General features: G+C 61.4%; 15 protein-coding genes. 8 read left to right on the top strand and 7 right to left on the bottom strand.

Going from position 1 to position 12,748, the window contains the following annotated elements:
* Positions 1–134 precede the first annotated feature (134 nt).
* Positions 135–890, bottom strand: a complete 756-nt coding sequence (locus M2400_RS07805; protein WP_177045434.1) for a spermidine synthase — start codon at positions 888–890, stop codon at positions 135–137.
* Positions 891–1,008: 118 nt separating this feature from the next.
* Between M2400_RS07805 and M2400_RS07800 the strand changes: the two genes are divergently transcribed.
* Positions 1,009–2,355 carry a class II 3-deoxy-7-phosphoheptulonate synthase gene (locus tag M2400_RS07800; RefSeq protein WP_017477382.1) on the top strand — a complete coding sequence of 449 codons (1,347 nt, stop codon included), beginning with the start codon at positions 1,009–1,011 and terminating at the stop codon, positions 2,353–2,355.
* Here M2400_RS07800 and M2400_RS07795 read toward each other — a convergent pair.
* The gene (locus M2400_RS07795; RefSeq protein ID WP_259196047.1) at positions 2,335–3,564 is read right to left on the bottom strand and encodes a winged helix-turn-helix domain-containing protein; all 1,230 of its coding nucleotides are present in this window, start codon (positions 3,562–3,564) and stop codon (positions 2,335–2,337) included. The genes M2400_RS07800 and M2400_RS07795 overlap by 21 nt on opposite strands.
* Before the next feature lie 45 nt (positions 3,565–3,609).
* Positions 3,610–3,816 (bottom strand): DUF1127 domain-containing protein, encoded by a 207-nt coding sequence (locus M2400_RS07790; protein ID WP_177045440.1) that lies wholly within the window; start codon positions 3,814–3,816, stop codon positions 3,610–3,612.
* A 70-nt stretch (positions 3,817–3,886) separates the two neighbouring features.
* Here M2400_RS07790 and M2400_RS07785 point away from each other — a divergent pair, with 70 nt between their 5' ends.
* Positions 3,887–4,768, top strand: coding sequence for a LysR family transcriptional regulator (locus tag M2400_RS07785; RefSeq protein ID WP_177130545.1), 882 nt, complete (start codon positions 3,887–3,889; stop codon positions 4,766–4,768).
* Here the strand turns inward: M2400_RS07785 and M2400_RS07780 are convergent.
* Positions 4,758–5,507: a sulfite exporter TauE/SafE family protein gene (locus M2400_RS07780; RefSeq protein ID WP_259196048.1), complete on the bottom strand. Its 750-nt coding sequence runs from the start codon at positions 5,505–5,507 to the stop codon at positions 4,758–4,760. The genes M2400_RS07785 and M2400_RS07780 overlap by 11 nt on opposite strands.
* A 108-nt stretch (positions 5,508–5,615) precedes the next feature.
* Between M2400_RS07780 and M2400_RS07775 the strand changes: the two genes are divergently transcribed.
* The 4 genes from M2400_RS07775 (at position 5,616) to M2400_RS07760 (ending at position 8,708) form a co-directional block, all read left to right on the top strand.
* A complete protein-coding gene (locus tag M2400_RS07775; RefSeq protein WP_259196049.1) occupies positions 5,616–6,566 on the top strand; it encodes a LysR family transcriptional regulator in 951 nt (316 codons plus the stop codon).
* A gap of 77 nt (positions 6,567–6,643) precedes the next feature.
* Positions 6,644–7,096 carry a MarR family winged helix-turn-helix transcriptional regulator gene (locus M2400_RS07770; protein ID WP_010176158.1) on the top strand — a complete coding sequence of 151 codons (453 nt, stop codon included), beginning with the start codon at positions 6,644–6,646 and terminating at the stop codon, positions 7,094–7,096.
* 150 nt (positions 7,097–7,246) lie between these two features.
* Positions 7,247–7,666 (top strand): organic hydroperoxide resistance protein, encoded by a 420-nt coding sequence (locus M2400_RS07765; protein ID WP_177113251.1) that lies wholly within the window; start codon positions 7,247–7,249, stop codon positions 7,664–7,666.
* A 25-nt stretch (positions 7,667–7,691) separates the two neighbouring features.
* Positions 7,692–8,708, top strand: coding sequence for an alpha/beta hydrolase fold domain-containing protein (locus M2400_RS07760; protein WP_259196050.1), 1,017 nt, complete (start codon positions 7,692–7,694; stop codon positions 8,706–8,708).
* A gap of 158 nt (positions 8,709–8,866) precedes the next feature.
* On the opposite strand, the gene M2400_RS07755 is transcribed toward M2400_RS07760, so the two are convergent.
* Both M2400_RS07755 and earP read right to left on the bottom strand, forming a co-directional pair.
* Positions 8,867–9,439, bottom strand: coding sequence for an elongation factor P (locus tag M2400_RS07755; protein WP_003218698.1), 573 nt, complete (start codon positions 9,437–9,439; stop codon positions 8,867–8,869).
* 49 nt (positions 9,440–9,488) lie between these two features.
* A complete protein-coding gene (gene earP / locus M2400_RS07750; RefSeq protein ID WP_259196051.1) occupies positions 9,489–10,622 on the bottom strand; it encodes an elongation factor P maturation arginine rhamnosyltransferase EarP in 1,134 nt (377 codons plus the stop codon).
* A 253-nt stretch (positions 10,623–10,875) separates the two neighbouring features.
* Here earP and M2400_RS07745 point away from each other — a divergent pair, with 253 nt between their 5' ends.
* Both M2400_RS07745 and M2400_RS07740 read left to right on the top strand, forming a co-directional pair.
* A complete protein-coding gene (locus M2400_RS07745) occupies positions 10,876–11,247 on the top strand; it encodes a hypothetical protein (protein ID WP_177075579.1) in 372 nt (123 codons plus the stop codon).
* Positions 11,248–11,262: 15 nt separating this feature from the next.
* Positions 11,263–11,745, top strand: a complete 483-nt coding sequence (locus M2400_RS07740) for a GreA/GreB family elongation factor (protein WP_177075581.1) — start codon at positions 11,263–11,265, stop codon at positions 11,743–11,745.
* Between the two features lie 5 nt (positions 11,746–11,750).
* Here M2400_RS07740 and cysB read toward each other — a convergent pair whose 3' ends face one another.
* Positions 11,751–12,725, bottom strand: a complete 975-nt coding sequence (cysB, locus tag M2400_RS07735; RefSeq protein WP_010176165.1) for an HTH-type transcriptional regulator CysB — start codon at positions 12,723–12,725, stop codon at positions 11,751–11,753.
* Between the last annotated feature and the right edge of the window lie 23 nt (positions 12,726–12,748).

Genomic DNA, 12,748 nt, shown 5'->3' with positions numbered 1-12,748 from the left:
CGAGTGGTGGGGCAAAGACCTTTTGGTTACTTTTGGCTGGGCCGGCATTCCGGGCGTTTGCCAAAAGTGACCCGCTGTAAGAGCGGAACCATAAGTCGCCATTACCGAAGAAACGGATATGTACGCAATAACACCTAAGTAGCCGACCGAATCGCCTTAATCAGCGACTGCAGCGAATACCCCAACCTCGGCGCCAACCCCTCAGCCCGAGCCGACAACGCAGCCACATCAAGCACCTGATCCAAATCCGCCGGCACCAGCAGAATCACATTCCCCTCCTTCACCGGCAGCTCCCAATAATGCCGGTGATACAACCCACGCAACAACGCAGCCCCCAGCGGCTTGCCATCATCAGTAGCCCACTGATTGATCACCAACCACCCCCCAGGATTCAGCTTCTTCTGGCAGTTCTCCAGAAACTTCCAAGCCAGGTGCCCCACCCCCGGGCCAACATCCGTATACAGGTCGACAAAAATCAGGTCCGCCGACTCCGCCGTGGGCAACAACTCCAGCGCATCCCCAACGCGGATGTACAACCGCGGATCATCATCCAACCCCAAAAATTCAATGGCCAGGCGCGGCACATCCGGCCGCAACTCGATGGCTTCAACATCGTCCAGAGGCAAAAACTTCAGGCACGCCTGGGTCAAAGTCCCCGCGCCCAAACCAAGAAACAACGCACTCTCCGGCCGCTCATGGCACAACGCCCCAATCAACATCGCGCGGGTGTAGTCGTATTCCAGCCAACTCGGGTCGGCGGTAAACACGCAGCTCTGCTCGATGGCATCGCCAAACTCGAGAAAGCGGTAATCGGCCACTTCCAGCACGCGGATCATGCCGAAGTCATCATGGACCTCGGCCAGCAGGCGCTCGACGCGCTCCTCAGACATTGCAACTCCTAACGGCGTGCCAACGGGAAAGCCGGGATTGTGGGCGAACCGGCAGCAGCAGGTCACGTACTAATTGCTGATAACATGGCCGCCCGACCGTCAATCACTCGAGTTCATGATGAGCCAACCCTGGAGCCCCGACAGCTGGCGCGCCCTGCCGATCCAGCAACAACCCCAGTACCCTGACGCGGCGCACCTGGCGCAAGTCGAGCAAAACCTGGCGAGTTATCCGCCGCTGGTGTTTGCCGGTGAGGCCCGTGAGTTGCGCCGTCAGTTTGCCGAGGTGACCCAGGGTCGCGCCTTCCTGTTGCAGGGTGGCGATTGCGCCGAGAGTTTTGCCGAGTTCTCCGCAGCGAAAATCCGCGACACCTTCAAGGTGCTGCTGCAGATGGCCATTGTGATGACCTTCGCCGCCGGCTGCCCGGTGGTCAAGGTCGGGCGTATGGCGGGCCAGTTCGCCAAGCCGCGCTCGTCCAACGATGAAACCATCGACGGCATCACCCTGCCCGCCTATCGCGGCGATATCGTCAACGGCATCGGCTTCGACGAAAAAAGCCGCGTGCCAGACCCGGACCGCCTGCTCCAGTCCTACCACCAGTCCACCGCCACCCTGAACCTGCTGCGAGCGTTTGCCCAGGGCGGTTTTGCCGACCTGCACCAGGTGCACAAGTGGAACCTGGACTTCATCGCCAACTCGGCCCTAGCGGAAAAATACAGCCAACTGGCCGACCGTATCGACGAAACCCTGGCCTTCATGCGCGCCTGCGGCATGGACAGCTCGCCGCAATTGCGCGAGACCAGTTTCTTCACCGCCCACGAGGCCCTGCTGCTCAACTACGAGCAAGCGTTCGTGCGCCGCGACAGCCTGACCAACGACTACTACGACTGCTCGGCACACATGCTGTGGATCGGTGACCGCACCCGCCAACTGGACGGTGCCCACGTCGAATTCCTGCGCGGGGTGAACAACCCGATCGGGGTCAAGGTCGGCCCGAGCATGAACCCCGACGACCTGATCCGCCTGATCGACATCCTCAACCCGGACAACGACCCGGGCCGCCTGAACCTGATTGCGCGCATGGGTGCCAACAAGGTCGGCGACCACCTGCCGAACCTGATCCGTGCCGTACAGCGTGAAGGCAAGCAGGTGTTGTGGAGTTCCGACCCGATGCACGGCAACACCATCAAGGCCAGCAGCGGCTACAAAACCCGGGACTTCGCGCAGATCCTCAGTGAGGTGAAGGAATTCTTCCAGGTGCATGAAGCCGAAGGCACTTATGCCGGCGGGATTCATATCGAGATGACCGGGCAGAATGTCACCGAGTGCATCGGCGGCGCACGGCCGATTACCGAGGATGGCCTGTCGGACCGCTACCACACCCACTGCGACCCACGGATGAATGCCGATCAGTCGCTGGAGTTGGCGTTCCTGATTGCCGAGACACTAAAACAGGTCAAGCGCTAAGAGCTCTACCCGCAACCGCGCTGCACTGGCCCGCTGGCAATTGAGCTGTATCTGCTCAAGCCCGAGCCAGTCGGCCATCTGCCGCAGATTCAGGGCCAGCGCCTGCATGCCCTCCTCGTCCAGCCCCGGTTCTTCCTCGTGAACGGCATGCACCGCCAGGCGCCCGGCCGCTCGCTCGGCGCGTAGATCCACCCGCGCCGCGATCCGCTCGTTGTGCAGGAACGGCAACACGTAATAGCCATACACCCGCTTGTCCTGGGGCGTGTAGATTTCCAGCCGATAGCGGAAATCGAACAAACGCTCGGTACGGCTGCGCTCCCAGATCAGCGAATCAAAAGGCGATAGCAACGCGCTGGCGGGCACCTTGCGCGGGATTTTTGGCTCCGGCAGGCAATACGCCGGCTGCTTCCAGCCCTGGACCTGGCACGTGATCAACTGCCCATCCTCGACCAACTCTGCCAGGCGACCGCGGCTGTCGCTCGGGTCCAGGCGGAAGTAATCGCGCAGGTCTTTTTCGGTGCCCACACCCAGCGCCGTGGCGCTGTGCAACAGCAGGCCGCGCTGGGCTTGAGCTTCATTCAAAGGGGCTTGCTGGAGAATTTCCGCCGGGATTACCCGCTCCGGCAAGTCATACAGCCGCTCAAAACCCCGCCGCCCGGCGACGGTCACCAAGCCTGCTGCGAACAACCATTCCAGGGCATGCTTTTCATCGCTCCAGTCCCACCACGGGCCGGCGCGTTCCTCACGGGTGGACAAACTGCCCGCACCCAAGGCGCCCTGTTGCTCGACGATGCCCAGCACTCGCGCAATGGTCGCCTGCTGCTCGCGACCAAAACGCGCCATTTGCTGATAGATCCCCTGCCCCTGGGCCGCCCGATCCATGCGCCAGCGCATCAACGGGTACAGCGCCATCGGCAGCAACGAAGCCTCGTGGCCCCAATACTCGAACAGCGAACGGCGCCGGCCCGAGCTCCAGGCGGCCTGTTCGAGAATCAACGGAGAGTAGTTACCCAGGCGGGAAAACAGCGGCAGGTAGTGCGAGCGCACCACCGCATTTACCGAATCAATCTGCAACACGCCCAAACGCTCAACCAGGCGATTGACCTGCGCGGCCTTGATCAACGCCGGCGGCTGGCGCCCGGAAAAACCCTGGGCGGCCAGCGCCAGGCGTCGCGCCTGCTTGAGGGAAAAGGACAGTTCTGCGGGCATGTGCATCTCCTTGTGTGCTCGCGAACCACCCTACTGCATCCCGAGTCATTTTCGCAGCGGATCTTCCCAAAAGTGCCGGCGGCTTTCCTGCTCGACATCACCACGGTTGAGCCCGATATCCTTGAGCGCCTCATCGCTCATGCTCATCAACAGCTGGCGTTCACGGTGCACGGCGATCCAGCGGGAACCCAATTGAAGCAACCCGGAAAACGGCCGTTTAGCCATCAGTACAAAGCCTCTTTGACCTTTCATCATCTCGCCCTCCAGTGGGGATGACTGAAGTCTGTGCCTGGCGCTATGATCAATCCAACGAATGTTTCTTATGCAATACATCTCGGAGATTGATCGATTGTCCAGCTACCCGAGTATCGATACCGAAGTCCTTCGCACCTTCGTCGCCATCGCCGATCAGGGTGGTTTTACCCGCGCCGGCGAGCAGGTCAACCGCACCCAGTCGGCCGTGAGCATGCAGATGAAACGCCTGGAAGAAGATGTGTTGCAGCGCAAGCTGTTCGAGCGCGATGGCCGCCAGGTGCGGCTGACGCCCGAGGGCCAAGTGCTATTGGGCTATGCCCGCCGGATCCTCAAGCTGCACAGCGAGGTGTTCAACACCTTGCGCGAGCCGCACATGGTGGGACTGGTGCGCATCGGCACGCCGGATGACTACGTGATGCGCTACCTGCCGGGAATTCTCAAGCGCTTTTCCAAGGCTTACCCGCTGATCCAGATTGAAATGCACTGTGAATCGTCGCCGGTGCTGATGCAGCGCCGGGACCTCGACCTGACGGTGATCAGCCGCGAACCGGGAAATGAAATCGGTGAACTGCTGCGCCATGAGCGCATGGTATGGGTGGCGGCGCCCTGCTTCTGCATGGATGAGCACAGCGCCGTGCCCTTGGCCATTTCCGGCCTCGACAGCTTTTGCACGCAGTGGGCACGCGCCGCGCTGGACGCCCAAGGGCAGGAGTATCGGCTGGCGTATCACAGCTCCAACGGGGCCGCGATCCTCGCCGTGGTGGGTGCCGGCCTGGCAGTCACGATCAACATGGAGAGCCTGGTGACCGAGGACCTGCGCATATTGGGCGCAGCGGATGGTTTCCCGGCGCTGCCGTCGGTCAATCTGCGGCTGTTGCGCAACCCGCGCACCACCTCGCCGATTACCGAATGCCTCGCCGAGTACATCATCGAAGGCTTCAAACTTTAAAGGTCAGCATCACCGCACACAGCGCCAGGAACCCGCAGAACAGCCCGCGCAACAGACGCTCGGGCATGGCGTGGGCGACTTTCACGCCCCAACTGATGCTGAGCAGGCCGCCGACGGCCAGCGGCACGCCGATCAACCAGTCCACCTCATGGTGCCAGGCGTAGGTCACCAGGGTCACGCTGGTGCTCGGCAGGGCCAGGGCCAGCGACAGCCCTTGGGCCACCACCTGGCTGGTGCCGAAGATGCTGGTCAACACCGGCGTGGCCACCACCGCGCCGCCGACGCCAAACAAGCCACCCATGGACCCGGAAGCCGCGCCCAACACCCCCAACCATGGCCAGGAATAACGCATCTGCGCCGAAGGCGGTGCGTTGTGGGTAAACATTCGCAGCAGGTTGTAGGACGCCAACACCAGCAGAAACGCGATAAACCCCACCCGCATCACGCCGGCATCAATGCCCACCGCCCAGATCGAGCCCAGCCAGGCGAAGGAAAACCCCATCACACCCAGCGGCAAGGCATGACGCAGTTCGATGCGATTGCGCTGGTGATAACGCCACAACGCGAGCATCACGTTTGGCACCACCATCACCAGGGCCGTGCCTTGGGCGATCTGTTGGTCCAGGCCGCAAAACACCCCCAGCACGGGGATGGCAATCAGCCCGCCGCCAATCCCGAACAAGCCGCCGACGGTGCCCAACGCCACACCCATTATCAAATACAACGCTAAATCTGCCACCACTGCGCTCCCGCCGATCCCAGGCCTCGCATGCTACGCAGTCCGCTCTAGCGCGGAAACGCACAGCAACGCACAATGGCTGTGCCAACTTCGCATAAGCAGCCGCTGATGAACCCTAATACGCTGACCGACCAACTGGGCCTGTTCCTGGATGTGCTGGAAGCCGGCAGCTTTTCCGCCGCGGCGCGCCGTCATCCGCTCACACCCTCGGCCGTGGCGCGGCGCATCGACAGCCTGGAAAGCTCGGTAGGCAGCCGACTGTTTCAACGCAGCACCCATGCCGTGGTGCCGACGCCCGCCGGGCTGGCGTTTGCCGAGCGCGCGCGGCGGATTGTCAGTGAGCTGCAACTGGCGCGGGCCGAAGCGGTGTCGCTTAGCCACGCACCTGAAGGGCTGATCCGCGTGGACGCCCCTGCCGCCTTCGGCCGACGTCACTTGGCGCCTGCCATTGCCGACTTTCTTAACGTGTATCCGGGCCTCGACGTGCACCTGCACCTGATCGACAGCTTTGTCGACATGCAGGGCGAGCATCTGGGCAAGGTCGACCTGGTGCTGCGGGCCGGGCATATCGTCGACACCCGCCTGATCGCCACGCCCCTGGCCAGCATCGTGCGCATCGCCTGCGCCAGCCCGGCCTACCTGAAGAGCCGTGGCACACCGACCCATCCCAGCCAGTTGAACGAACACGACGGCCTGGACTGGGAAGGCCTGGCACCGATGTTCGCCTGGCGTTTTGAGCTGGATGGGCGCAAGACCACCTACCGCCCGCAACGCATCCGCATGAGCGCCAACAACGCCGAAGCCCTGCTCTCCGGGGCGCTGGCCGGGCTTGGGGTTGCCCACCTCCCGACCTGGCTCGCCAGTGAATACCTGGTGCGCGGCGAACTGGTGCCGCTGTTCTGCGAGAACGGCCTGCCGACGCCTGAAACCGCCGGCATCTATGCGCTGCGCCTGGAGCAACACGCCAACGCCCGCAGCCGGTTATTGCTCGAATACCTCAAGGCACGCTTCAGCCCGGTGCCGCCGTGGGATCTGGCGCTGCAAAGCGGCTTGGGCTGACCGGCCGGACAGAATTGTCTGGCGCGTTAAAGGTTTGCCCGCTAGATTCAAAACCAGACACGTTTTAAGGCACTGCCATGACCAAGCCCCTCGATACCTGCGAATCCTTGCTGCTCGACAACCAACTGTGTTTTGCCCTGCATTCCACCTCGTTGCTGATGACCAAGGTCTACAAACCGCTGCTGCAAGCCCTCGGCCTGACCTACCCGCAATACCTGGCCATGATGGTGCTGTGGGAAGAAGATGGCCTGACCGTCGGGGAAATCAGCAACCGCCTGCTGACGGACCCCGGCTCCCTGACGCCGCTGCTCAAGCGCCTGGAAGCCGAAGGCCTGCTCAGCCGCACCCGCAGCCGCGAAGACGAGCGCGTGGTGGTGGTTGAATTGACCGAGGCCGGGCGTGCCCTGCGAGACAAGGCAATGGACATACCGCAGTGCATTCTGGGCGCCAGCGGGCTGGACATCGAACAACTGCGCAAGCTGCAGGGTGACTTGCTGGCGCTGCGCGGGAATTTGCAGCGTAGCGTTTAACCCCGGAACCCGCGTGCCAGAGGGCTCCAACCCTCATACGCGGATTTTTTTGTAAATTTATCTTGCGCACTAACTATTAGCGCGATACATTCACCTCGCCACTTACTTAGCGCGCAAACAATTAGCGCAAAACAGACGAGGAAAATCACCATGCAAACTCTCTACACCGCAGTAGCCACCGCCACCGGCGGCCGTGATGGTCGTGCTGTTTCCAGCGACAACATCCTTGACGTAAAACTCTCCACGCCAAAAGAGCTGGGCGGCGCAGGCGGCCAGGCCACCAACCCGGAACAACTGTTCGCCGCCGGCTACTCCGCCTGCTTTATTGGCGCCCTGAAATTCGTCGCCAGCCAGACCAAACGCAAAATCCCGGATGACGCTTCGATCACTGCCCACGTCGGCATCGGTCAAATCCCCGGCGGTTTCGGCCTGGACATCGACCTGCACATCAGCCTGCCCGGCCTGGTCCAGGACGACGCGCAAAGCCTGGTCGACGCGGCGCACCAAGTCTGCCCGTACTCCAACGCCACCCGTGGCAACGTCGATGTACGCCTGCACGTAACCGTCTAACCCACGCGGTTTTTTGGAGAAGAACATGAACACATTTGGCAAAGTACTCACCGGCACCCTGCTCGCCTTCTCGATCACCAATGCCTTTGCGGCCAGCGGTGACGTGGAACACAACACCCAGGCGTTTCTCGATGTACTGAACGCCGGCACCGGCAAACCGATGGAGCAACTGACACCCAAGGAAGCCCGTGCGGTGCTGACAGGTGCACAGTCGGGTGTAAAGCTCACACTGCCCAAGGCCGACGTCAGCCAGAAGACCATTCAGGTCGACGGCCAGCCGCTGAGCCTGACCATCGTGCGTCCGGCCGGGGTCAAGGGCACGCTGCCAGTGTTCATGTTCTTCCACGGCGGGGGCTGGGTGCTCGGGGATTTCCCGACCCACGAGCGGCTGGTGCGCGACCTGGTGGTGGGTTCGGGGGCGGCGGCGGTATTCGTCAACTACACGCCATCACCTGAAGCGCATTACCCGGTGGCCATCAATCAGGCCTACGGCGCAACGAAATGGGTGGCCGAACACGGCAGCGAGATCAACCTCGATGGCAAACGCCTGGCCGTCGCCGGCAACAGCGTCGGCGGCAATATGGCGGCAGTGGTCAGCCTGATGGCCAAGGACAAGGGCACCCCGGCGATCAAGTTCCAGCTGCTGTTGTGGCCGGTGACCGACGCCAACTTCGACACCGGTTCCTACAACCAGTTTGCCGAAGGCCACTTCCTGACCCGAAACATGATGAAGTGGTTCTGGGACAACTACACCACCGATGCCAAGCAACGCGCCGAGATATATGCCTCGCCGTTGCGGGCCACCACCGCACAGCTCAAGGGTTTGCCACCTGCGCTGATTCAGACCGCCGGCTCCGATGTGCTCCGGGATGAAGGCGAAGCCTACGCCCGCAAGCTGGACGAAGCCGGTGTACCGGTGACCGCCGTGCGCTACAACGGCATGATCCACGACTACGGTTTGCTGAACGTCGTCAGCCAGGTACCGGAAGTTCGCTCGGCGCTGCTGCAGGCGTCCGAGGAACTGAAGCAACACTTGAAGTAAAAAGCGTCGCCCACAAAAAAGCCCACTTGTAGGAGCGAGCTTGCTCGCGAAGAACTCATAGGCACCGCGTATATCCAGGATGTACGCGTTATCGTTGAAGTTTTTCGCGAGCAAGCTCGCTCCTACAGCGGGCTTTTGTCGTACCGGTGGCGCAAGAATTACTTCTTGGCGCGACCTTTGTACGAACCACCTTCACGGGTGTCGATCTCGATCAGGTCGTCGATTTCGATGAAATCGGCCACTTGCAGTTCGGTACCGTTAGCCAGCTTGGCAGGCTTCATCACTTTGCCCGAAGTGTCGCCGCGAGCGGAACCTTCGGTGTAGGCAACCTTACGCACGATGGTGGTCGGCAGCTCTACGGAAACCAGACGGTCTTCGAAGAAGATAGCTTCGCAGACGTCTTCCATGCCTTCTTCCACGAACGGCAGAACGGCTTCGATGTCTTCAGCGTTCAGCTCGTACATGGTGTAGTCGGTGGTGTCCATGAACGTGTAGGTGTCGCCGCTGATGAAGGACAGGGTCGCTTCTTTGCGGTCGAGGATCACGTCGTCCAGTTTGTCATCGGCGCTGTAGACGATCTCGGTCTTGTAACCGGTCAGCAGGTTCTTCAGCTTGGTCTTCATGATTGCGCTGTTACGACCAGACTTGGTGAACTCAGCTTTCTGAACCAGCCAAGGGTCGTTTTCGAGACGGATCACTGTACCGGGTTTCAGTTCTTTACCAGTTTTCATTGCGAATATCCGAAATTTGGATGGGATTTACAAAAATCAAGGTCGCGTATCATATCCAATTTACATAAAACTGTACCAGCGCCGTCGCAAGATCGGTCCGCGAGCCTTGTTCCAGAGCCCATTTTTCAGCGTTCGCCGTCACTTCCGGCCAGTGTTCGAGGAGCATTTTCCAGCTATGTGCCATATCGCCATCAGCGTTCCAGGCCTGCCAAAGGGTGACCAACGCGACTTTCGCGGCCGGTGACAAGCCCTCGGTGTACAACTCAAGGAAAGCGTCCAGCTTGTCCAGGTGAATGTCTTCGTCCTGGCGGTAGATGTGCCACAGCAGGGGTCGCCCGGCCCATTGCGCCCGCACGAACGAGTCTTCGCCGCGCACGGCGTTGAAGTCGCAGCACCAGAGCAATCGATCGTATTGCTCCTGGCGCACGAACGGCAGCACCTGCACCGTCAAGGCATCGCGCTGGTGCACCTCGCCCACATTTAGCGACGCGACACCCAGCCAGCGCTGCACGTCACCCAGGATCCGCCCTTCCGGCACCAACAGATGAGTGGCGCGCCCATCGGCGGCCAGCACGTCGAGCCAACTGGCCAGTCCGGCGTTTTCGTAGGCAAACAACGACATGATCCGCGCGCCCGTGGTCGGGAAAACCCCAAGCGCCTGCAGAAACTGCTGCCGGGCGGCGGCGTCTTGCTGGAAGGCATCGCGCTGTTCCAGCAGCCCGGCTTCGCGCAGCAAACCGCCAGTACCGAGACGGAATCCGGGAAAGAAGAAGTACTTTTGCACGCCCTTGAATTTCACCGACGGTAAACCGTGGCAGCCGACCACCCAGTCCTCGGCGCTCAGGTAATCCAGGTTCATCCACAGCGGCGTGCGTTCCCGTGCGGCCATCGCTTCCATATAGTCAGGCGGCAACTGGCAGGCGAACGCGGCGATCACCACGTCTGCCGCGTCGGTTGCCGGCCAGTCGCGAGGCCAGTGGCGTACGTCGACGCCCTCCTGCCATTGCTGGTGCACCTGCACATCGATTTCGGGGCACATGCGTTCGAACGCCCGCAGGTCATCGACCCACAGGCGCACCGCACAACCTTGTTCCGCCACCAATTGCCGGGCCAGGCGCCAGGTCACGCCGATGTCGCCGTAGTTATCGACGACGCTGCAAAAAATATCCCAGCGGGCTTTCATTCCGGGCTCCAACGCTCAAAGGCTCGATTGTCCGCACAAATGCCCCGATTGCGAAGGGTTGATCGCGATTATTCTGCGCGCGGCTGTGGGACAATCAGCGCCATCCTGCCCCGTAGCAGCTGTCGAGCCTCGGCGAGGCTGCGTGACGGTGGTGAATCTGACGATTTACTTTGGCTGGAACACCGCTACGCAGCCTCGCCAGGGCTCGACAGCTGCTACGTCGCTACGTTGTTCATTTAAGGGGATGTTCATAATGGCCACCAGCGCACCGTTCTCGCTGTTCAAACTCAGTATCGCCGTGGCCTTCGGCCTGTGGCTGGGGTTTATCGCCATCGTGCTGAGCGTATGGCTGGCGTCCCGCTATTTGCCTGAGCAAACCGTGGCGCCCGTGGCTCGGGTGGTGCAGCAGTTGGGCAAACCCGAAGTGGTCGCACCGGAGCCGCCGAACCGCATGTTCGAGCAGTATCAGGAGAACCTTCGCAAACAGGAGCAACAGCAGACCCTGGACCAGGCCCGCAACAACCCGCGCAACCTGTCCAACCCCAAATGCCAGTTCTGGCTGCAACAGGACCAGAACGCCCCCAACGACAAGAGCCGGGCCAACGTCCTGCAATTTTGCGATTGATCACGAAAGCCGCCCATGAATAAGCACGCCGTTCACCAACTGGTTCTGGACAAGCTCGCGGTCGATCTCGATATCGCCCAGCGCGCGGCGCAAACCGCCTACGAAACCGCGACCCACGAAGAAAACATCGCCGAGAACAAGTACGACACCCTGGGGCTGGAGGCGTCCTACCTGGCCGCCGGCCAGGCCCGGCGCGTCGAAGAGATCAAGCAGGCACTGACGCTCTGCCAGAACATGCAGCTGCGCCCCTACGACGAGCAGCGCGGGATCGAGGTGGGCGCATTGCTGGGCCTGGTGGATGAAAACGATCGCCAGCAGTGGCTATTCCTGGCACCGGACGGCGCAGGTTTGAAAGTCGATGTGGTGGGGCAACCGGTGACCGTCATCACCCCGCGCTCGCCCCTGGGCAAAAGCCTGCTGGGCAAGTTCGAAGGGGATGAGGTGGAGATTCTGGTGGGAGGCGCTCGGCAACAGTTTGCTGTTACCGAGGTGAAGTAAGCCGATCAGTGAACCGGTAGTTCAACGCCGTCGAACAGCTCTTCCAGTTCCTGCTTGTTGTGGCACTGGATGGCCTTGGCCATCACTTCGCGGGTCAGGTGCGGGGCGAACTTCTCGATGAAGTCGCACATGAAACCACGCAGGAAGGTGCCGCGACGGAAACCGATCTTGGTCACGCTGGATTCGAACAGCTCGCTGGCATCAAGCACCACCAGGTCGCTGTCGAGCTTGGTGTCGACCGCCATCTTGGCGACGATGCCAACGCCCAGGCCCAGGCGCACGTAGGTTTTGATCACGTCGGCGTCGGCAGCGGTGAACACTACTTTCGGCGTCAGGCCACGGTGACTGAAGGCTTCGTCGAGTTTCGAACGGCCGGTGAAACCGAATACGTACGTCACGATCGGGTATTCAGCCAGGGCTTCCAGGGTCAGCTTCGGCAGCTTGGCCAGCGGGTGACCTTGCGGGACCACAACGCAGCGGTTCCAGCGGTAGCACGGCATCATCACCAGGTCGCCGAACAATTCCAGGGCTTCGGTGGCAATCGCGAAATCGACGGTGCCGTCTGCGGCCATCTCGGCGATCTGCATCGGCGAACCCTGGTGCATGTGCAGGGCCACGTCCGGGTACTGCTTGATAAAGCTGCTGATCACCGGCGGCAACGCATAACGCGCCTGGGTGTGGGTGGTGGCGATCGACAGGGTGCCCTTTTTCTCGTTGGAGAATTCCTGGGCGATCTGCTTGATGCTTTCGACCTTGCGCAGGATCTCGCCGGCGGTGGTGATGATTCGCTCACCGGCCGGGGTGACGCGGGTCAGGTGCTTGCCGCTGCGTGCGAACACTTCAACGCCCAACTCGTCTTCGAGCAGGCGGATCTGCTTGCTGATACCAGGTTGCGAGGTGTAAAGGCTTTGAGCAGTAGCGGAAACGTTGAGGTCGTGGTGCGCCACTTCCCAGATGTAGCGCAGTTGTTGAAGCTTCATATGTGTCCCTCAAAGCGGATAGA

The organism is Pseudomonas sp. BIGb0558, from assembly GCF_024807515.1.
GTDB lineage: Bacteria > Pseudomonadota > Gammaproteobacteria > Pseudomonadales > Pseudomonadaceae > Aquipseudomonas > Aquipseudomonas yamanorum_A.
Note: the sequence above shows the minus strand (reverse complement) of the source record. Positions and strands in the feature narration are given on the sequence as shown.

Bases quoted from the DNA above. Each gene is read 5' to 3' on its own strand.
- M2400_RS07755 (WP_003218698.1), bottom strand. From the start codon at position 9,439: ATGAAAACTGGTAAAGAACTGAAACCCGGTACAGTGATCCGTCTCGAA.
- M2400_RS07775 (WP_259196049.1), top strand. From the start codon at position 5,616: ATGAACCCTAATACGCTGACCGACCAACTGGGCCTGTTCCTGGATGTG.
- M2400_RS07765 (WP_177113251.1), top strand. From the start codon at position 7,247: ATGCAAACTCTCTACACCGCAGTAGCCACCGCCACCGGCGGCCGTGAT.
- M2400_RS07795 (WP_259196047.1), bottom strand. From the start codon at position 3,564: ATGCCCGCAGAACTGTCCTTTTCCCTCAAGCAGGCGCGACGCCTGGCG.
- M2400_RS07800 (WP_017477382.1), top strand. From the start codon at position 1,009: ATGAGCCAACCCTGGAGCCCCGACAGCTGGCGCGCCCTGCCGATCCAG.
- M2400_RS07770 (WP_010176158.1), top strand. From the start codon at position 6,644: ATGACCAAGCCCCTCGATACCTGCGAATCCTTGCTGCTCGACAACCAA.
- M2400_RS07790 (WP_177045440.1), bottom strand. From the start codon at position 3,816: ATGAAAGGTCAAAGAGGCTTTGTACTGATGGCTAAACGGCCGTTTTCC.
- M2400_RS07740 (WP_177075581.1), top strand. From the start codon at position 11,263: ATGAATAAGCACGCCGTTCACCAACTGGTTCTGGACAAGCTCGCGGTC.
- earP (WP_259196051.1), bottom strand. From the start codon at position 10,622: ATGAAAGCCCGCTGGGATATTTTTTGCAGCGTCGTCGATAACTACGGC.
- M2400_RS07805 (WP_177045434.1), bottom strand. From the start codon at position 890: ATGTCTGAGGAGCGCGTCGAGCGCCTGCTGGCCGAGGTCCATGATGAC.
- M2400_RS07760 (WP_259196050.1), top strand. From the start codon at position 7,692: ATGAACACATTTGGCAAAGTACTCACCGGCACCCTGCTCGCCTTCTCG.
- M2400_RS07745 (WP_177075579.1), top strand. From the start codon at position 10,876: ATGGCCACCAGCGCACCGTTCTCGCTGTTCAAACTCAGTATCGCCGTG.
- M2400_RS07785 (WP_177130545.1), top strand. From the start codon at position 3,887: ATGCAATACATCTCGGAGATTGATCGATTGTCCAGCTACCCGAGTATC.
- cysB (WP_010176165.1), bottom strand. From the start codon at position 12,725: ATGAAGCTTCAACAACTGCGCTACATCTGGGAAGTGGCGCACCACGAC.